This is a genomic window from Lentzea sp. (genome assembly GCF_036380075.1).
Lineage (GTDB): Bacteria > Actinomycetota > Actinomycetes > Mycobacteriales > Pseudonocardiaceae > Lentzea.
Genome location: NZ_DASVFL010000335.1, coordinates 1 through 19102 on the forward strand (window position 1 = coordinate 1; position 19102 = coordinate 19102).

At 70.9% G+C, this 19102-nt stretch carries 20 protein-coding genes; 17 read left to right on the forward strand and 3 right to left on the reverse strand.

Going from position 1 to position 19102, the window contains the following annotated elements; all coding sequences use genetic code 11:
- Nucleotides 1-285 precede the first annotated feature (285 nt).
- From tsaB to tsaD, 3 genes are read left to right on the forward strand one after another with little or no spacing between them, the layout of a single operon-like run.
- Nucleotides 286-966, forward strand: coding sequence for a tRNA (adenosine(37)-N6)-threonylcarbamoyltransferase complex dimerization subunit type 1 TsaB (gene tsaB, locus VF330_RS35700; protein ID WP_330856155.1), 681 nt, complete (start codon nucleotides 286-288; stop codon nucleotides 964-966).
- Nucleotides 963-1421, forward strand: coding sequence for a ribosomal protein S18-alanine N-acetyltransferase (gene rimI / locus VF330_RS35705; RefSeq protein WP_330856156.1), 459 nt, complete (start codon nucleotides 963-965; stop codon nucleotides 1419-1421). The genes tsaB and rimI overlap by 4 nt, the downstream gene beginning before the upstream one ends.
- On the forward strand, nucleotides 1414-2469 hold the full coding sequence (gene tsaD, locus VF330_RS35710) for a tRNA (adenosine(37)-N6)-threonylcarbamoyltransferase complex transferase subunit TsaD (RefSeq protein ID WP_330856157.1): 1056 nt from the start codon (nucleotides 1414-1416) through the stop codon (nucleotides 2467-2469). The genes rimI and tsaD overlap by 8 nt, the downstream gene beginning before the upstream one ends.
- On the opposite strand, the gene VF330_RS35715 is transcribed toward tsaD, so the two are convergent.
- Nucleotides 2470-3975, reverse strand: a complete 1506-nt coding sequence (locus tag VF330_RS35715; protein WP_330856158.1) for an alkaline phosphatase D family protein — start codon at nucleotides 3973-3975, stop codon at nucleotides 2470-2472.
- A 172-nt stretch (nucleotides 3976-4147) separates the two neighbouring features.
- Between VF330_RS35715 and groES the strand changes: the two genes are divergently transcribed.
- Complete coding sequence (gene groES / locus VF330_RS35720) at nucleotides 4148-4441, forward strand: co-chaperone GroES (RefSeq protein ID WP_030478362.1); 294 nt, start codon at nucleotides 4148-4150, stop codon at nucleotides 4439-4441.
- An 85-nt stretch (nucleotides 4442-4526) separates the two neighbouring features.
- Nucleotides 4527-6155, forward strand: a complete 1629-nt coding sequence (groL, locus tag VF330_RS35725) for a chaperonin GroEL (RefSeq protein WP_330856159.1) — start codon at nucleotides 4527-4529, stop codon at nucleotides 6153-6155.
- 144 nt (nucleotides 6156-6299) lie between these two features.
- Here groL and VF330_RS35730 read toward each other — a convergent pair whose 3' ends face one another.
- Entirely contained in the window at nucleotides 6300-6596 is a 297-nt protein-coding gene (locus VF330_RS35730) for a WhiB family transcriptional regulator (protein ID WP_089915132.1), read from the reverse strand.
- Nucleotides 6597-6776: 180 nt separating this feature from the next.
- On the opposite strand from VF330_RS35730, the gene VF330_RS35740 reads away from it, so the two are divergent.
- The 5 genes from VF330_RS35740 to VF330_RS35760 all read left to right on the forward strand — a co-directional run bounded on the left by VF330_RS35740 (nucleotide 6777) and on the right by VF330_RS35760 (nucleotide 11060).
- Nucleotides 6777-7721 (forward strand): MerR family transcriptional regulator, encoded by a 945-nt coding sequence (locus tag VF330_RS35740; protein WP_414675532.1) that lies wholly within the window; start codon nucleotides 6777-6779, stop codon nucleotides 7719-7721.
- Nucleotides 7722-7733: 12 nt separating this feature from the next.
- Complete coding sequence (locus VF330_RS35745; RefSeq protein ID WP_330856160.1) at nucleotides 7734-8627, forward strand: hypothetical protein; 894 nt, start codon at nucleotides 7734-7736, stop codon at nucleotides 8625-8627.
- An 81-nt stretch (nucleotides 8628-8708) separates the two neighbouring features.
- Nucleotides 8709-9305, forward strand: a complete 597-nt coding sequence (locus VF330_RS35750) for a response regulator transcription factor (protein ID WP_030471988.1) — start codon at nucleotides 8709-8711, stop codon at nucleotides 9303-9305.
- 297 nt (nucleotides 9306-9602) lie between these two features.
- Nucleotides 9603-10175, forward strand: a complete 573-nt coding sequence (locus tag VF330_RS35755; RefSeq protein WP_330856190.1) for a sigma-70 family RNA polymerase sigma factor — start codon at nucleotides 9603-9605, stop codon at nucleotides 10173-10175.
- Nucleotides 10176-11060, forward strand: coding sequence for an anti-sigma-D factor RsdA (locus VF330_RS35760; protein WP_330856161.1), 885 nt, complete (start codon nucleotides 10176-10178; stop codon nucleotides 11058-11060).
- A 173-nt stretch (nucleotides 11061-11233) separates the two neighbouring features.
- Here the strand turns inward: VF330_RS35760 and VF330_RS35765 are convergent, their stop codons facing one another.
- Nucleotides 11234-11617, reverse strand: a complete 384-nt coding sequence (locus tag VF330_RS35765) for a DUF5319 domain-containing protein (protein ID WP_330856162.1) — start codon at nucleotides 11615-11617, stop codon at nucleotides 11234-11236.
- 139 nt (nucleotides 11618-11756) lie between these two features.
- On the opposite strand from VF330_RS35765, the gene guaB reads away from it, so the two are divergent.
- From guaB to VF330_RS35800, 7 genes are all read left to right on the forward strand, one after another.
- The gene (gene guaB, locus VF330_RS35770; protein WP_330856163.1) at nucleotides 11757-13268 is read left to right on the forward strand and encodes an IMP dehydrogenase; all 1512 of its coding nucleotides are present in this window, start codon (nucleotides 11757-11759) and stop codon (nucleotides 13266-13268) included.
- A gap of 50 nt (nucleotides 13269-13318) precedes the next feature.
- Nucleotides 13319-14452, forward strand: coding sequence for a GuaB3 family IMP dehydrogenase-related protein (locus VF330_RS35775; protein ID WP_330856164.1), 1134 nt, complete (start codon nucleotides 13319-13321; stop codon nucleotides 14450-14452).
- 63 nt (nucleotides 14453-14515) lie between these two features.
- Nucleotides 14516-14863, forward strand: a complete 348-nt coding sequence (locus VF330_RS35780; protein ID WP_330856165.1) for a hypothetical protein — start codon at nucleotides 14516-14518, stop codon at nucleotides 14861-14863.
- 38 nt (nucleotides 14864-14901) lie between these two features.
- A complete protein-coding gene (locus tag VF330_RS35785) occupies nucleotides 14902-15123 on the forward strand; it encodes a hypothetical protein (RefSeq protein WP_330856166.1) in 222 nt (73 codons plus the stop codon).
- 59 nt (nucleotides 15124-15182) lie between these two features.
- Nucleotides 15183-16859 carry a GMC family oxidoreductase gene (locus VF330_RS35790; protein WP_330856167.1) on the forward strand — a complete coding sequence of 559 codons (1677 nt, stop codon included), beginning with the start codon at nucleotides 15183-15185 and terminating at the stop codon, nucleotides 16857-16859.
- A 28-nt stretch (nucleotides 16860-16887) separates the two neighbouring features.
- Nucleotides 16888-17847 carry an MBL fold metallo-hydrolase gene (locus VF330_RS35795; protein WP_330856168.1) on the forward strand — a complete coding sequence of 320 codons (960 nt, stop codon included), beginning with the start codon at nucleotides 16888-16890 and terminating at the stop codon, nucleotides 17845-17847.
- Complete coding sequence (locus tag VF330_RS35800) at nucleotides 17844-19100, forward strand: FAD-dependent monooxygenase (protein ID WP_330856169.1); 1257 nt, start codon at nucleotides 17844-17846, stop codon at nucleotides 19098-19100. The genes VF330_RS35795 and VF330_RS35800 overlap by 4 nt, the downstream gene beginning before the upstream one ends.
- Nucleotides 19101-19102 lie beyond the last annotated feature (2 nt).

Below are 19102 nucleotides of genomic sequence, written 5' to 3' on the forward strand. Positions count from 1 at the left end.
GCGAGTTCGCCGGGAAGCCGGTCGTCCGGCCGACTCGCTCACGCCGGAATGGGCTTCGCCGATTCCGGCGTGAGCGGGTGACCGGACGACCGGCGCGAACTCGCACGAGCGCGAACTCGCACCGGGTCGGGCTCCTGGCCCCGAAGAACGTCGTGGGGATGACCGGACGAGCCCTTCGGTCATCCCCGCGGCTGTCCACCCGGCCGGGTGGTTCCGGCGCTTCGCCCGCGGGAACCGCCCGGGCCAGCGGCTGACCCGCGCGGCCTGGTACTACCCTGGACAACCGTGCTAGTGCTCGCCGTCGACACGGCCACCCCCGCAGTCACCGCCGGTGTGGTCGAACTCGCGCCCGACTCCCCGCCGCGCCTGCTCGCGAAGCGGGTGACGCTCAACGCCAAGGCGCACGGCGAGCTGCTCACCCCGCACATCAGCGACTCGCTCGCCGAAGCCGGCAAGACCTTCGCCGACCTCGACGCGATCGTCGTGGGCGCGGGCCCCGGCCCGTTCACCGGCCTGCGGGTCGGCCTCGCCACCGCCGCCGCGCTCGGCCAGGCGCTCAACCGCCCGGTCTACCCGGTCGCCACGACCGACGCGATCGCCAGGGACGCCGCCAGCGGCCACCCGCTGCTCGTCGCGACCGACGCGCGGCGCAGGGAGGTCTACTGGGCCGCCTACGACGCCGCCGGCCGCCGCACGGACGGCCCGCACGTCGAGCGGCCGCAGGACCTCGCCGAGAAGCTGCCCTCGATGGGCGTGCACCAGGCGACCGGTGAGGGCGCCGAGATCTACTCCGACGTGCTGGGCCTCGAGGTCTTCGGCGTGAAGCACCCGAGCCCGGAGGGCCTGGTCGCCGCCGCGGCCGCCGAGGTGCTCGCGAAGGCCCGCCCCGCCGCGCTCACCCCGCTCTACCTGCGCCGGCCCGACGCCGTGGAGCCCACCGGGCGCAAGCGGGTGACCAGGGCATGACCACCGGCACCGTCACGATCGGGCCTCTGCAGCACGCCGACGTGCCCAGGTGCCGCGAGATCGAGCTGGCGCTGTTCCCCGGCGACGACCCGTGGAGCGAGAACGCGTTCCACAGCGAGCTGGACAACGGCCACTACTACCTCGGCGCGTACGCCGACGACGAGCTCATCGGCTACGCCGGGCTCGCCGCCAGCCCGTACGAGGCGAGCGTCCACACGATCGCGGTCATCGGGCACTGGCAGGGCAGGGGCGTCGGCAAGACGCTGCTGCGCGGGCTGCTGGAGCGCGTCGACGCGATCCGCGTCCCGGTCTACCTCGAGGTCCGCACGGACAACGAGCCCGCGATCGCGATGTACCTGGCGCACGGCTTCGAACACCTCGGCCTGCGCCGCCGCTACTACCAGCCGTCGGGTGCCGACGCGTACACGATGGGAAGGCCTGCGCAAAGTGTCTGATCGCCTGATCCTCGGCATCGAGAGCTCGTGCGACGAGACGGGCTTCGGCATCGTCCGCCTCGGTCCGGACGGCTCGCTCGAACTGCTCGCCGACGAGGTCGCCTCCAGCGTCGAGGAGCACGCCCGCTTCGGCGGCGTCGTGCCGGAGGTCGCCTCGCGCGCCCACCTCGAGGCCCTGGTGCCGACCCTGCGCCGCGCGCTCGACACCGCGAAGGTCGAGCTCTCCGAGATCCACTCCATCGCCGTCACCGCGGGACCGGGTCTCGCCGGCGCGCTGCTGGTCGGCGTGTCCGCCGCGAAGGCGTACGCGGCCGCCCTCGGCAAGCCGTTCTACGGCGTGAACCACCTCGCCGGCCACGTCGCCGCCGACACGCTCCAGCACGGCCCGTTGCCGCAGCGCTGCCTCGCGCTGCTGGTCTCCGGCGGCCACTCGCAGCTGCTGCTGGTCGAGGGCGGCCTCGCGAACTCGATCACCGAGATCGGCTCCACCGTCGACGACGCGGCCGGCGAGGCTTACGACAAGGTCGCGCGGCTGCTCGACCTGCCCTACCCCGGCGGCCCGCCCATCGACAAGCTCGCCAAGCAGGGCAACGGCTGCGCGATCGCGTTCCCGCGCGGCCTGACGGGCCCGCGCGACGCGAAGTACGACTTCTCGTTCTCCGGCCTGAAGACCTCGGTCGCCCGCTGGGTCGAACGCGCCGAGCAGGCAGGGGAGGAGATCCCGCTGGCCGACGTCGCCGCGTCGTTCCAGGAGGCCGTCGCGGACGTGCTGACCGCCAAGGCCATCCGCGCCGCGAAGGACCTCGACGTCGGCACGCTGGTCATCTCCGGTGGCGTCGCGGCGAACTCGCGCCTGAGCGGCCTGGCCGCCGAGCGCTGCGCCGAGGCGGGCATCGAGCTGCGCGTGCCGCGGCCCCGGCTGTGCACCGACAACGGCGCGATGATCGCGGCGCTCGGCGCCCACCTGGTCGCGGCGGGTGCCAAGCCGTCCCCGATGGACATCTCGACCGTGCCGGGCCTGCCGGTCGGGACCGTGCAGATCTTCTGATCAGAGCCGGTGGAGGCCCGGTCTGCGGTCCTCCACCGCGAACGACCCCCTGGTGCCCACGGGCGACCCCGGCCTGGTCACGTAGTCCAGGCCGCGGAAGTCCGTGCGCAGCTCGTCCGGCGTGAACCGCGAGACCGCGTACCCGCGCCGGTTGTTGAAGTACTTCACGTGCGGGTTCTCCGCCAGCCACAGCGGCGTCTCGGGGTACTCCTCCGAGCCGTCGCCACCGGCCGTGATCGACGTCGTCACCAGCTCGGTCGCGAGGGTCCTCGACGACGGGTCGTCCCAGCGTTCCTTGACCTCCGCGCCCCACGCCGCGTGCACGTCGCCGGTCAGCACCACCGGGTTGCGCACCGAGGCGAACCCCGCCACCACCCGGTCGCGGTCGGCGACGTAGCCGTCCCAGGCGTCCAGCAGGAACTTGTCGACCTCGCCGGGGATGTAGTCGTACTGCGAGAAGAACACCTGCTGGCCGAGCACGTCCCACCTCGCCGACGACGACCGGAACCCGTCGAACAGCCACTCCTCCTGCGCGGCGCCGAGCATCGTGCGCTCGGGCTCCAGCCGTTCGGGGCACAGCTGCAGCCCGTCCCCGCACGCCTGGTCGGTCCGGTACTGGCGGGTGTCGAGCATGTGGAACGTCGCGAGCGAACCCCACCCGATTCGCCGGTACAGCCGTGGTGACCTGCGCAGGGGCATGTTCTCGTAGTACGCCCTGATCGCCGCGGCCCTGCGCGCGGGGAAGTCCGGCTGCGGCTTGTCCGGCAGCAGGCCCGCCCAGTTGTTGTCGATCTCGTGGTCGTCCCAGATGACCGCCCACGGCGCCACGGCGTGTGCTTCCTGGAGGTCCGGATCGGTCTTGTACTGGGCCTGCCGCCGGCGGTACCCGGCGAGCGTCGTGGTGGTCGGGCCCTCGACGTGGCGGACGTTGCCGCTCGGGGCGACGTGGATGCCGCTCTCGTACTCGTAGGTGTAGTCGCCGAGGTGCAGCACCAGGTCGGGTTCGTCCTCGGCGAGCCTGCGATAGGCCGTGAAGTAGCCGTGCTCGTACTGCGCGCAGGACGCGAAGGCCATCGTCAGCGGCACCCGCAGCGCGGCCGGTTCCGGCGTGGTGCGCGTGCGGCCCGTCCTGGACAGGTGGTTGAGGGCCCTGAACCGGTAGAAGTACTCGCGGCCGGGCTCCAGCCCCACGAGCTCGACGTGGACGGCGTGCGCCTCCTCCGGTCGAGCGGTGGTCGACCCGCGTTGCGCTATTCGGGTGAACCGTTCGTCGTGGGCGACCTCCCACCCGACCTCGACCGCGCGGGACGGCATGCCGCCCAGACCGTCGTCGGCGAGCGGGTCGAAGGCCAGCCGGGTCCACAGGACCACCCCGTCGGGTGCCGGGTCGCCCGAGGCCACACCGAGTGTGAAAGGGTCGGTCGGCCGGGCCGACGCGGCGGCGGAGAGCGCTGTGACTCCGGCCACGCCCGCGAGCAGCAGAGTTCGGCGCGTCAACGGGGACATGCCCTGAATACGGCTCCCGGATGGTGATCGGTTCGGGGGTCTCGTTGAAGGCTTGGCACTCTCGTGGGTAGAGTGCCAACTGCACGGCACCAGCACCGCCCCGACCCCCGCGACGGCGGGGTGGCAGGAGCCGTTAATTCGAACCTGCCAACGACCCGTGGAGGTCATCCCGGTGAGCGTGAACATCAAGCCGCTCGAGGACAAGATCGTCGTTCAGGCCTCCGAGGCCGAGACGACCACTGCCTCCGGCCTCGTGATCCCGGACACCGCGAAGGAGAAGCCCCAGGAGGGCAAGGTCCTCGCGGTGGGCCCCGGCCGCATCGACGACAAGGGCAACCGCGTCCCGCTGGACGTCGCTGTCGGCGACGTCGTCATCTACTCGAAGTACGGCGGCACCGAGGTCAAGTACAACGGCGAGGAGTACTTGATCCTCTCCGCTCGCGACGTGCTGGCCGTCGTCAACTAGTCGACGCCCGGCTGTCATGCCTGACGCCCCGGCGCCCCATCCGGGGCTTCCGGGGCGTTTCGCTACCAGAGAGGCTTTGAGGTAAATGCCCAAGCAGATCAGCTTCGACGAGGACGCTCGTCGGGCGCTCGAGCGCGGCGTCAACAAGCTCGCCGACACGGTCAAGGTCACCCTTGGCCCGCGCGGCCGCCACGTCGTGCTCGACAAGAAGTTCGGTGGCCCGACGGTCACCAACGACGGTGTGACGATCGCCCGCGAGATCGAGCTGGACGACGCGTTCGAGAACCTCGGCGCGCAGCTCGCCAAGTCGGTCGCCACCAAGACCAACGACGTCGCCGGTGACGGCACCACCACCGCCACCGTGCTGGCGCAGGCGCTGGTCAAGGAAGGCCTGCGCAACATCGCCGCCGGTGCGAACCCGACCGCGCTCGGCCGGGGCATCCAGGCCGCCGCCGACGCCGTCGTGGACGCGCTCAAGAGCAAGGCCACCCCGGTCAAGGGCCGCGAGAACATCGCGCAGGTCGGCACGGTCTCGTCGCGCGACGAGTCCATCGGCTCCCTGCTCGGCGAGGCCATCGAGCGTGTCGGCGAGGACGGTGTCATCACCGTCGAGGAGTCCTCCACGCTCGCGACCGAGCTCGCGATCACCGAGGGCGTGCAGTTCGACAAGGGCTACGTGTCGACGCACTTCTCGACCGACCTCGAAGCGCAGGAGGCCGTCTACGAGGACGTCCGCATCCTGCTGCACCGCGAGAAGATCTCGGCGCTGGCCGACGTCCTCCCGATCCTCGAGAAGGTCGCGGAGTCCGGCAAGCCGCTGCTGATCGTCGCCGAGGACGTCGAGGGCGAGGCCCTGTCCACCCTGGTGGTCAACGCCGTCCGCAAGACCCTGAAGGTCGTCGCCGTGAAGGCGCCGTTCTTCGGCGACCGCCGCAAGGCGTTCCTGGACGACCTCGCGGTCGTCACCGGTGGCGAGGTGGTCTCCTCGGAGATCGGCCTGAAGCTGTCCGAGACCACGCTCGACCAGCTGGGCTCCGCCCGCCGCGTCGTCGTGACCAAGGACGACACCACGATCGTGGACGGCGGCGGCACCAAGGCCGACATCGCCGGCCGCGCGGAGCAGCTGCGCCGCGAGATCGAGAACACGGACTCCGACTGGGACCGCGAGAAGCTCCAGGAGCGCCTCGCGAAGCTCTCCGGCGGCATCGCCGTGATCAAGGTCGGCGCCGCCACCGAGACCGAGCTCAAGGAGCGCAAGCACCGCATCGAGGACGCGGTCGCCGCCACCAAGGCCGCGGTCGAGGAGGGCATCGTCCCCGGCGGTGGTTCCGCGCTGGTCCACGCCTCCAAGGTGCTGGACGGCGGCCTGGACCTGACCGGTGACGAGGCCACGGGTGTCGCGCTCGTCGCGAAGGCCCTGACCGCGCCGCTGTTCTGGATCGCCGCGAACTCGGGCCTCGAGGGCGCGGTCGTGGTGAACAAGGTCCGCGAGGGCGACTGGGGCTTCGGCATCAACGCCGCCTCGCTCGAGTACGGCGACCTGCTGGAGCAGGGCATCATCGACCCGGTCAAGGTCACGCGCTCCGCGGTGGCGAACGCCGCCTCGATCGCGCGCATGGTGCTCACGACCGAGAGCGCCGTCGTCGAGAAGAAGGCGGAAGAGCCCACCAGCGCTGCGGCCGGTCACGGCCACGGTCACGGGCACGGCCACTGAGTTTTCTGTCCCGCCTCCGGCGGGACGGCGAGTTCGCCGGGCGCGAACTCGCGATGCTCGGGCTTGGCTATGAGTTCCACGCGAACTCACGGCTTTTGAGATCGAACGAAACGGGCGACACCTTCGGGTGCCGCCCGTTTCGCTTCACACGATCGCCAGTTGGCGTTTTCTCGCCTTGATGATGTGGTCGCGCTCCGATTCCGAGAGCCCACCCCAGATCCCGTACGGTTCCTGCACGGCCAGGGCGTGTTTGCGGCACATCTCCAGCACGGGGCAGGCGAGGCACACGGCCTTGGCGCGAGCTTCCCGCCGGGCTCTCGCCGGACCCCGCTCGCCGTCGGGGTGGAAGAAGAACGCGCTGTCCATGCCCCGGCACGAACCGCGCATCTGCCAGTCCCACAGATCTGCGTTGGGACCGGGGAGCCTTCGGGTGTCCGCCATCGAGACCGCCTCCGTGACGACTGCTCCATTCGGCTTAACGATGATCCACCGTAGAACCGAGTCAAAACTTGTTCAAGAGGCTGAAGACCCTTATCAACTGATGGGTGACGGCACGCGTGTTCGATCACTCACCGCCCGGAGTTGCCACCCGGATGAGGTGAACGGACGATGGCTCCCGTGATGACTCAGCCGGAGCGCAGACCTGCCGGTGGTCACACTGGTGAGCCCCTCCTGACGGTGGCCGCGGTGGCCAGGCGGCTCGGGGTGGCACCTGCGACGCTGCGCACGTGGGACCGCCGCTACGGGCTCGGTCCGAGCGGCCACACCGTCGGCCGCCACCGGAAATACGGGCCGCGTGACGTCGCGCGGCTGGAATTGATGCAACGCGCGCTTCTTCGTGGCGCGTCCTCCGCGGAGGCGGCCCGTTTCGCGCTCGACTCGAAATCGTCGGCGGCCCGCGGAGACGAACCTGTCATCCCATCGGGTGGCGGTGGACGCGGATTGAAAATGCCGGGCGCGTCCCCGATGGCGCGCGGTCTCGGCAGGGCGGCGGTCGCGATGGACTCCATCGCCGTCCAGGGGATGCTCGCCGACTCGCTCGCGTCCGACGGTGTGATCGCGACGTGGAACGACGTCGTGCGCCCGGTCCTCACCGCCGTGGCGGCGAAGTGGCAGCTGTCCGGAACCGGCGTCGAGGTCGAGCACCTGCTCGACGAGTGCCTGCTCGCCGCGTTCGTGCGCGCGACGCCGCTCGTCACGCACGGCCGCAACCACCGGCCCGTGCTGCTCGCGTGCATGCCGGAGGAGCGGCACAACCTCCCGCTCTACCCGCTGGCCGCGGAACTGGCGCAGCGCGGCGTCGTCGTCCGCCAACTGGGCGCGGCGTTGCCGGCGGACGCGCTGGCCGCCGCCGTGCGCCGCACCGCTCCCTCCGCGGTGGTGCTGTGGGCGCAGCTGCCGCGGTACGCCGATCCGGGGGTGATCGCCGCGCTGCCGCGCACCCGTCAGCAGGTGCGGGTGTTCGTGGGCGGGCCGGGCTGGCGGCGAGGCGTGGTCACCGCGCCGGCCGAACGCGTCGAGGACCTGGCCGCCGCCGTCGAGGCCGTCGAGGCCGCGGTCACCTGACAGACTTCCCCGGTGGAAGAGGAGCTGCGCCGCGCCGCCTTCGGCGACTCACCCGACCTCCCCGTCCGGTCCGCGCCGGCCTCCCCGGACTCGCGGGTCCGCTGGCTCGCCGCCGTCGTCCTCGGCGGGCAGGGCCACTACGCCGCCGCGGCGACCGTGCTCGACGCCCTGCGCCACGACCCCGATCCCGTGATCGCCTCCCTCGCCCTCTCCACCCGCGCCTCCCACCACCGCCAGCTGGGTGCGCACCACCTCGCCCGCGGTCTCGACGGCGCCGCCCTCGCGCGCGTTCCGGCGGCCGGCGGAGGCGACCCCGACGGGATCGACGCGAAGGGTGCCCGTGCGGACGCCCTGCTCGGTCTGGCCGCCGACTCGCTCGGCGCCGGACGCCTGGCCGAGGCGCGCCGGCTGCTCGCCGGGGTCGAGGCGACGTCGTGGCGGAGCAGGGTCCGGCGGGGCTGGGTGACCGCCGAGGTGGAGCTGGCGTCGGACCGGGCGCATGCCGCCGTCGCCCCCGCCGAGGAGGCGCACGAGGTGGCGAAGGGCAGGAAGGCGCTGCGCCACGAGCTCAAGTCGGCGCTCGTCCTGGGGACCTCGTTGGTCGTCCGGGGGACACCTGACGGCTCCACCAGAGGCGCTGAACTAGTCGAGTGTGAGCTAAATCACAGTGCGCGGAAAGCGCTCCATCCGTTGGTTTGGCCGAGCGCTCTCGTGCTGGCGGGAACCGCCCCCGCGACCGGCGCCCACGTTCTGGAACAGGCCCGCGAGGCTCTGAGCTGCGTGTTGCGGAGAGCCGATCCCGTCAGCCGCCGGATCGCCCTCGACTCGGTGTGGATGCCGACGTGGCTGCTCCGTTCCGGGGAACCCCCGAACGCAGACCCTCAGATGAACTTCTTGACGGATTAAGCACCGGATCGTGTCAAGGTCCGGCCTCCAGCGTCCGATAGGGGAGATGGAACGTCACTCGGCTGCAGGAAAGGAGTCCCCGTGACCACGGTCCTTATTTGCGACGACCGGCGCAGTGTGCGGGAGGGTCTCACCCGCGTGATGTCGGCTGTCCCCGGGGTTAGCCGCATCGACTGCGTAGCGCACGGTGACGAGTTGTTGGCTCGCTTTTCAAGGCAGCCGGTCGACGTCGTCCTGGTGGGAACCCAGCGCGCCGTCCCGACCGGGGTGGAAGCCACCCGTCGGCTCGTCTCCGCGAATCCGCAGGCAAACGTCATCGTCTTCGGAGCACCCGACGACGCCGGGAGCATCGCCGCGGCGATCGCCGGCGGTGCGCGCGGCTACCTGAGGTGGGACGCGTCGCGTCCCGAGCTCGTGGCAGCTCTCGCGCACACGCTCGCCAGCACCTCCGTGCCGGCGCCGCGTCAGCCCTCCGACCCCGGCGTGCAGCTCACGGAGCGTGAGCTCCAAGTGCTGCGGGGCATGAGCCAGGGCAAGAGCAACGGCCAGATCGGCCGCGAGCTCTACCTGTCGGAGGACACGGTGAAGACGCACGCGCGTCGTCTCTTCCGCAAGCTCGGTGTCCGCGACCGCGCTCAGGCGGTGGCGCACGGCTTCCGGCGAGGCCTCGTCCAGTAGTCGCACTCACCGCACCGGCCCCGCGTTCCCACGTGCCGCACGTGGGGGAGCGGGGCCGGTGCGTGAGCCGGCTCACCTGTCCGCACAGGTGTGTGTGAGATCGCCCAGCCCGGTGACGTCGTCGCCGGGCTGAGTCCGTTCGGCGTGTCGGCTGGTCACTCGGGGTGTCCGCACCCCCGCCGGTGAACGACGGGGCCGAATGCCGGTACGGTGAGGTGGCGGAAACGGGTCGCTGTGAGTGACTCGTGTTGTTTCATGTCGGTACGCCAACAAGTAACACCAGGGCTGTTGTCTGCGATGACCAACTTGGGGGACGGACTGGACGCCGAAGTGGGCGCGGCCGTCGACGGCGACCGCCGGGCGATCGAGCGCCTGCTGGCCTCCATACGTCCTCTCGTGGTGCGGTACTGCCGCGCCAGAGTTGGCAGGCAGGAGCGGAGCTTCGCTTCGGCGGACGATGTGGCCCAGGAGGTGTGTCTCGCGGTGCTCACGGCATTGCCCAGCTACCGCGACCAGGGTCGGCCCTTCCTCGCGTTCGTCTACGGGATCGCGGCGCACAAGGTAGCCGACGCACACCGGTCCGCAGCCAGGAACCGCTCCGAGCCCGTCCCCGAAGTTCCCGACGCGCCGGAGACCGAGGCTGGTCCCGAGCAACGGGCGATGCAGGGAGAACTCTCCGACCGGATGGCGGTGCTGTTGCGCGTCCTGCCGGAGAAGCAGCGGGAGATCCTGCTGTTGAGGGTGGTGGTCGGACTCTCCGCCGAGGAAACTGCCGAGGCGGTCGGTTCGACGCCGGGTGCGGTCCGGGTGGCGCAACACCGCGCATTGGCCCGGCTCCGCAAGTCGCTGGCAGCGGAGGAGGTGGTCTGAGTGGCCGACGAAAACGGAAAGGACGACGAGGAAGTGCGCGGACAGGACGACAGAGCCCCGCACGAGCCCGTCGCCGACGACCTTTCGGCCGTGCAGGCCGATGACAAGCTTTTGGACGCACTGGGGTCCGCGACGCCGGACGCGGCGGGTTCGCTGGTCGAGGACGAGCTGAACGCGATGCTGCTCGCGTGGCGCACCGAGGTGGAGACGGAGCCGTTCGGCGAGCTCGTCGACACCGACACCGCCATCGCGACCATCCAGGCCGCCCGTCCGCAGCCGGTGAGCAGGCACCGCTTCCTGATCCCGCTCGCGAGCGCCGCCGCGGTGCTGGCCATCGCCTTCACCGGCGTGAGCCTCGTGGCGCGCGACGCCCAGCCGGGTGACACGCTCTGGGGCCTGACGCGGGTGCTCTACTCCGAGCACGCCAAGTCGATCGAGGCGGCGGCCGTCATCAACACCGACCTGGAGTCGGCGCGCCTCGCGTTGCGCGAGGGCAAGGTGACCGAGGCCCGCGAGAAGCTCGACAGGGTGCAGGCCGGCCTGGGTTCCGTCGCGACGGCGGACGGCAAGGCGAAGCTCGAGGAGCAGCACAAGGAGCTGGAGAAGCAGCTCGACACCTCGTCACCGGAGACGTCGGAGACGACGACGCCGGAGATGGAGCCGTCGACGCAGTCCTCGACGCCGTCGACGACCAAGCGGCCGAAGCCGACGACGACGACCACGCCGCCGCCTCCGACCACGACCCCGTCGGAGACGCCTCCGCCGCCGACCTCGAACGCCACCGAGGAGACGCCGCCGCCTCCGCCGCCCGCTGATCCCAACGCGCCGGCCTCCGGCTCCACGGTGACGAACAGCGAGGCGACGGGCGAGACCGGGTCGAACTGACCCCGGGCGAGCCGCCCAGTTGAGACGCGGTGTGAACGGCCCCTGATCCTTCGAGGTCAGGGGCCGTTCACACGTCCGGGTGTTCACACGTCAGGTGGAATGTGACCGCTCGGGTTGCGGATCCGGCGAGATGTGCGGATGGACGCGTCCCAGATCACTCGGTGACTTCAGCCTCAGCGCGCGGACTCGGTCGCGGTCACGCCGTCCGCGTACCCCCGGCAGTACTCCCAGCTCACGTACGAGCCGGGGTCGGGGTCGAAGGCGGGCTCGTGCGGGCGCATCCGCCCGTCGGCCAGCAGCTGTTCGAGTGAGGCTCGCAACAACGCCCAGTCGTGGTAGTGCGGTTCCTCGCACTCGCCGCAGTCGACGACGACCCCGCGCACGCCTCTGTGTTCGAGCAGCGCCTGGTAGACGGCGAGGTCGCTCAGGTCGCTGACCAGCTCGGCTCGTTCGTCGTCGTCCATCGGGGGATGGTCGTGGTCCGGCTCGCCGAGGGTGAGCGAGGGGTCCTCGGGGTCGCCCTCGAAGGGGTCTGGTGGCAACGCGTCGTGCGGCACGACCCCGCACGGTACCCGCCGTACCCCCTCAGCCGTCCAGATACCATGGGCAGCACCGCCTCCGCCTGCGCAAACCGGACCGGCAGGTCTCCGGCGCAGTCGGGAAGCAGACCGCACGACGGAAGGCATGTCACCCGCTATGACCAGCGAGCTCAACGCTGACGGAGTCCCGGGCAAGTTCGCCATGCTGGGACTGACCTTCGACGACGTGCTCCTGCTGCCGGCCGAGTCCGACGTCGTCCCGAGCGGCGTCGACACGAGCACCAGGATCTCGCGCAACATCACCCTCAAGATCCCGCTGGCGAGCGCCGCGATGGACACGGTCACCGAGGGCCGGATGGCGATCTCGATGGCGCGTCAGGGCGGCATCGGCGTGCTGCACCGCAACCTCTCGATCGAGGACCAGGCCCGCCAGGCCGAGACGGTGAAGCGCTCGGAGGCCGGCATGGTCACCGACCCGGTCACCTGCTCGCCGGACGCGACGCTGGCCGAGGTCGACGCGTTGTGCGCCCGCTACCGCATCTCCGGTGTGCCGGTCACCGACGCGAACAACAAGCTGGTCGGCATCATCACCAACCGCGACATGCGGTTCGAGCTCGACCACAGCAAGCGCGTCAGCGAGGTCATGACCAACGGCCCGCTGGTCACCGCGCAGGTCGGCGTGTCGGCGGAGGCCGCGCTGGGCCTGCTGCGCCGCCACAAGGTCGAGAAGCTCCCGATCGTCGACGGCGACGGCAAGCTCAAGGGCCTGATCACGGTCAAGGACTTCGTCAAGACCGAGCAGTACCCGAACGCCACCAAGGACCCGGACGGCCGCCTGCTCTGCGCCGCCGCCGTGGGCGTGGGCGAGGACTCGTTCGTGCGCGCGATGACGCTCGCCGAGGCCGGTGTCGACGTGCTGATGGTCGACACGGCGCACGGCCACTCGCGCGGCGTGCTGGAGATGGTCGCCCGCATCAAGAAGGAGCTCGGCGACTCGACGGACGTCGTCGGCGGCAACATCGCGACGCGCGCCGGTGCCCAGGCCCTGATCGACGCGGGCGCGGACGGCGTGAAGGTCGGCGTCGGCCCCGGCTCGATCTGCACCACGCGCGTCGTCGCGGGTGTCGGCGTGCCGCAGATCTCCGCGATCTACGAGGCCTCCCTCGCCTGCCGTCCCGCCGGCGTGCCGGTGATCGGCGACGGCGGCATCCAGTACTCCGGCGACATCGCGAAGGCCATCGCGGCCGGCGCGTCCGCCGTGATGCTCGGCTCGCTGCTCGCCGGCACCCAGGAGGCGCCCGGCGACCTGATCCTGGTCAACGGCAAGCAGTTCAAGACCTACCGCGGCATGGGGTCCCTGGCGGCCATGCAGTCGCGTGGCGAGAACAAGTCGTTCTCGAAGGACCGCTACTTCCAGGACGACGTCCTCAACGAGGACAAGCTCGTGCCGGAGGGCATCGAGGGCCGCACGCCGTTCCGCGGTCCGTTGTCGCAGGTCGTGCACCAGCTCAACGGCGGCCTGCGCGCGGCGATGGGCTACACGGGCTCCCGCACGATCACCGAGCTGCAGGATGCGCAGCTCGTGCGGATCACCGCGGCGGGCCTGAAGGAGAGCCACCCGCACGACATCACGATGACCGTCGAGGCCCCGAACTACACCACCCGTTAGGGTGTCGCGGCTGCTAAAAGCCTGATCAACAGCTTGGAGAGGAACCACAGGTGCGCGATCTGGTCGAGATCGGCATGGGCCGGACCGCGAGGCGGGCCTACGAGCTGGACGACATCGAGATCATCCCGTCGCGTCGGACGAGGTCGTCGAAGGACGTCTCCACGACGTGGCAGATCGATGCCTACCGCTTCGACATCCCGCTGATCACCCACCCGACCGACGCGATCGTGTCGCCGGGCACGGCGGTCGCGGTCGGCGAGCTGGGCGGACTCGGCGTGCTCAACGCCGAGGGCCTCTGGGCGCGGCACGGCGACGTCGACGAGGCGCTGTTCCGCCTGGTCCAGGCGACCGAGGACAGCGACGACCCGGCGGCCGCGGTGAAGGTGCTCCAGGAGCTGCACGCCGCCCCGCTGCGGATGGACCTGATCGCCGAGGCGGTCAAGCAGATCCGCGAGTCGGGCGTCACGGTCGCGGTCCGCGTCAGCCCCCAGCGCGCCGCGGAGCTCACCCCGGACCTGCTGGCCGCGGGCGTCGAGATCCTGGTCGTGCAGGGCACGATCATCTCGGCCGAGCACGTGTCGCGCGACGGCGAGCCGCTGAACCTGAAGTCGTTCATCGCCGACCTCGACATCCCGGTGATCGCCGGCGGTGTCGGTGACTACCGCACGGCCATGCACCTGATGCGCACCGGCGCGGCGGGCGTGATCGTCGGCTACGGCTACACGCCGGGCGTCACGACCACCGACTCGGTCCTGGGCATCGGCGTGCCGATGGCCACCGCGATCGCCGACGCCGCGGCCGCGCGCCGCGACTACCTCGACGAGACCGGCGGCCGGTACGTGCACGTCATCGCCGACGGCGGCGTCTCGACCTCCGGTGACGTGGCGAAGTCCATCGCCTGCGGTGCCGACGCCGTGATGCTGGGCGAGCCGCTGGCCGCCGCGACCGAGGCACCGGGCCAGGGCCTGTACTGGACGGCGGCCTCCGCGCACCCGTCCGTGCCGCGCAGCCTGGTCGCCGAGGCCGTGGACCAGGAGCTCGACCTCCGCCAGCTGCTGTTCGGCCCGTCCGCGGACCCGCGCGGCGTGACGAACCTGTTCGGCGCGCTCAAGAGGGCCATGGCCAAGACCGGCTACTCCGACCTCAAGGAGTTCCAGAAGGTCGGCCTGACCATCCGCGGCTGACACCCGAGTGCTGTGAAGGGCGCGTTCCCCTCGGGGACGCGCCCTTCTGGTTGTCTGGACCTCGTGCCGATCGTCGAGATCACCTACTCGCCCTCCGTCCCCCACGCCCTGCTGGAGACGCTGGCGGCGATGCTCCCGCACGCCGTGTCGGTGGCCGTCGAGTGCCCGGAGGAGCCCTACGACGGCAACCTCCAGCCCGGCGACGTCGACCTGCGCTTCCGCGTGCGCGGCCCGTTCGACTCGACCGGCATGCACGTGGTGGTCGAGGTCCGGTCGAAGTGGTTCGCGAGCCGCGAGGACACCCTCCAGGCCCGCGTCGACGGCCTGTGCGCCGCCGTCGCCGAGGCAACGGGCCTCGCTGACGTGGGCGTTTACCTCACCCTGCCGGACGCCGCTTGGGCCCAAACCTGATCTTGCAACCGAACGGCCACCTCGTGCGTCCATGAAACGTGGATTTGGATGCTTTGTTCGGCGACGGCAAGAACGGCGACGTGGACACGCTCGACGCGGACGCCGAAGCCCAGGAGTTCGAGGACGTGCCCGAGGAGCAGCGGGAGGGCGTCGGTGGCATCGGCTGGAAGATGCTGGTCCTGTTCGTCGGCGGTGGCCTGCTCGTCACCGCGCTGGCCGTGGCGTTCACGGTGTGGGTGATCAACGCGCTGATCCTCTGACCTCGTCTGAACCGATAGGGGACTAGGCGTTACCCGAAGTAACGCCTACTCTCCGGTTCATGGGTGAACTCGCCGGTAACTTCGATGTCGTCATCGTCGGCTCCGGGTTCGGCGGAAGCGTGGCCGCGCTCCGCCTGACCGAGAAGGGCTACCGCGTCGCCGTCCTCGAGGCGGGGCGGCGGTTCGCCGACGACGAGTTCGCGAAGACCAGCTGGGACCTGCGCCGGTACCTGTGGGCGCCGCGGCTCAGGTGCTTCGGCATCCAGCGCATCCACACCCTGCGCAACGTCATGGTGCTCGCCGGGGCAGGCGTCGGCGGCGGCAGCCTCGTCTACGCGAACACGCTGTACCGGCCGCTGCGGCCGTTCTACGAGGACCGGCAGTGGGCGCACATCACCGACTGGCAGGACGAGCTGGACCCGTTCTACGACCAGGCGAGCCGGATGCTGGGGGTCGTCACGAACCCCACGACGACTCCGAGCGACGTCGTCATGCAGAAGGTCGCGAAGGACATGGGCGTCGAGGACAGCTACCACGCGACGCCCGTCGGCGTGTACTTCGGCGAGCCCGGCAAGAAGGCCGCCGACCCGTTCTTCGGCGGCGCCGGGCCCGAGCGCACCGGCTGCACCGAGTGCGGCAGCTGCATGTCCGGCTGCCGGGTCGGCGCGAAGAACACACTGGTCAAGAACTACCTCTACCTCGCGGAGAAGCTCGGCGCGCAGGTCTTCCCGCTGACCACGGTCACGCGCCTCGACGAGGTCAACGGCCGCTGGACCGTCAGGACGAAGATGACCGGCGGGAAGGCCACCAGGACCTTCACCGCCGACCAGGTCGTCGTCGCGGCCGGCACGTGGGGCACGCAGCAGCTGCTGCACAAGGCGAAGGCCACGACGCTGCCGAAGATCTCGGACAAGCTCGGCGAGCTGACCCGCACCAACTCCGAGTCGATCATCGGGGCCGCGCGCTACACCGTCGACCCGCGGAGCGACTTCACGCAAGGCGTCGCGATCACCAGCTCGATCCACCCCGACGAGATCACGCACATCGAGCCCGTCCGGTACGGCAAGGGCAGCAACGCCATGGGCATGCTGCAGACGCTCGCCACGGACGGCGCGCTGAGCACGCCGCGGTGGGTGCAGTTCGTCAAGCAGGCCGTCCGGCACCCGGTGCGCCTGTTGAGGCTGTTGAGCGTGCACCGGTGGAGCGAGCGGACCGTGATCCTGCTGGTCATGCAGAGCCTGGACAACTCCATCACCACGTTCCTCAAGCGCGGCAAGCTCACCAGCAGGCAGGGTCACGGCGAGCCCAACCCGGCGTTCATCCCGGCCGGTCACGAGGCGAACCTGCTGGCTGCCAAGCACATCGACGGCATGGCGGGCGGCACGTGGGGCGAGCTGTTCAACATCCCGCTGACCGCGCACTTCATCGGCGGCTGCGCGATCGGGTCCACCGAGGGGCAGGGCGTGATCGACCCGTACCACCGGGTCTTCAACTACCCCGGACTGTCCGTTGTGGACGGTTCGGCGATCAGCGCGAACCTCGGCGTGAACCCGAGTCTGACGATCACCGCGCAGGCCGAGCGGGCGTTCTCGCTGTGGCCGAACAAGGGCGAGCAGGACCAGCGGCCCGCCCAGGACCAGCCCTACAGGCGGATCAACCCGACGAAGCCGAAGAACCCGGCGGTGCCGGAGGAAGCTCCAGCCGCGTTGCGGTTGCCGATCGTGAAGGTGTCCTGAGCCGGATTCGTTTGGCTACGGTGGAAGCATGGCCACAAAGCCTTTCGCTTCCAGCGAAGACCTCACCCCGAAGGACGAGGTCTTCGTCGAGCTCGCCGACGGCGTCTACACCCTGACCGCCGAGGGCGACCCCAACGTCGGCGCCATCGAGGCAGAGGACTTCCTGATCTGCTTCGAGGCACGCGCGACGCCGGCGGCCGCGCGCCGTTGGCTCGAACTGCTGCGCAAGCGCACCCGCAAGCCCGTGCGGTACCTCGTGCTCAGCCACTACCACGCCGTTCGCACGCTCGGTGCCAGCGCGTTCGACGCGCAGGAGGTCGTCGCGCACGAGATGACGCGCGTGCTGATCGCCGAACGCGGCCGGCAGGACTGGGAGAGCGAGCTCGGCCGCATGCCGCGGCTGTTCGAGAAGCCTGAGGAGATCCCCGGACTGACCTGGCCGACGCTCACGTTCTCCGACCGCATGACCATCCCGCTCGGCGACGAACGCGGCGACCTGGTTCTGCAGCACCTCGGCCGCGGGCACACGGCGGGCGACATCGTGGCGTGGCTGCCGCAGCAGCGCATCCTCTTCGCGGGCGACCTCGTCGAGTCGCAGGCCGCGCTGTACACCGGTGACGCGTTCCACGACGACTGGGCGACGTCCACTTTGGACGAGATCGAGGACCTCGGCGCCGAGGTCCTGGTGGGCGGCCGCGGCAAGGTCGCGCGGGACCGCATCGAGGTCGAGGCCGCCATCAACCAGAGCAGGCACTTCCTCGACGAGCTGCGCCGCACCGTCGGCGGGGTGCACGCCGAGGGCGGCACGCTCAAGCAGGCCTTCGAACTGGCGCACAGCGCGCTCGTGGGCCGTTACGGGCGTTGGCCGATCTTCGAGCACTGCCTGCCGTTCGACGTGAAGCGCTACTGGGACGAGTGCGACGGCAAGGACTGGCCGGAGATCTGGACCGCCGAACGCGACAGGGCCGTCTGGGACGCCCTGCAGTGACGGTCCTGGTGGTCGGCGCCGGGCCGGTCGGGCTCACCGCCGCGCTCTTCCTCGCGAGAGCCGGGGTGCCGAGCACCGTCGTGGAAGCCGCCGGCCACCGCGCCAAGACCGGCAGCCGGTCGATCTGCGTGCAGCGCGACGTGCTGGAGATCCTCGAACGGGTCGGCGTCGGCCAGGCCGTCGCCGACGCGGGCGTCACCTGGTACACCGGCCGCACCTACCACCGCGACCGCGAGGTCCTGACCCTGACCTTCCCCGAGGCCGAGGGTTTCCCGCCGTTCGTGAACACCCCGCAGACCGTCGTCGAGCAGCTGCTGGAGGACCGCGTCCGCGCCGAGCCGCTCGTCGAGCTGCGCTACGGCCACGCCCTCACCGGCCTGGCCCAGGACGACGCGGGAGTGGTCACGCGGGACGGGATCAGGGCCACGCACTGCATCGCCGCGGACGGCGCGCACTCGACCGTCCGGCGCCTGCTGGGCATCCCGTTCGACGGCTTCTCGTTCGACGACAGGTTCATCATCGCCGACGTCCGCGTCGACCTGGACTTCGAGACGCCCGAACGCCGCTTCTACTTCGACCCGCCCTGGAACCCCGGCCGACAGGTCCTCCTGCACCCGCAGCCGGACGGCGTCTGGCGGATCGACTGGCAGGTCGCCGGGGACGTCCAGCTCACCGACGCGCACGTCCGCGCGATCGTCGGCGACCGGCCGTACGAGGTCGTCTGGCAGTCCACCTACCGCTTCCACCAGCGCCGGGCCGCAACCCTGCGGGACGGCCGGGTCCTGCTCGCGGGCGACGCCGCGCACGTGATGAGCCCGTTCGGCGCCCGCGGCCTGAACTCGGGGATCTGCGACGCGGACAACGCCGCGTGGAAGATCGCCGCCGACCGCGCGGGGGAGGCGGGGCCTGGCCTGCTGGCGTCCTACGACGCCGAGCGCGGTGCCGCCGCCGACGAGAACCTCCGCGTCACGGGCGCCACCATGCGCTTCCTCGTCCCCGGCACGCCCGAGGAGAGGGAGGAACGGGAACGGGCGCTCGACTCCGGTGAAGGCATCGACTCCGGCAAGCTCTTCACGCCGTTCTCGTACGCCGCGTCGCCGCTGACCACCGACGGGGGCGAGCTGGTGGCCGGATCACGCGCCGCCGGACCGGGTTTCACGGTCGCGGACGGACGCCTGGTCCGGCCAGACGGTCACGTCGCCGGACCGGCCGGCGACGACCGCGTGCTGCGCACAGCCCTGGGCCACAGCTGAAA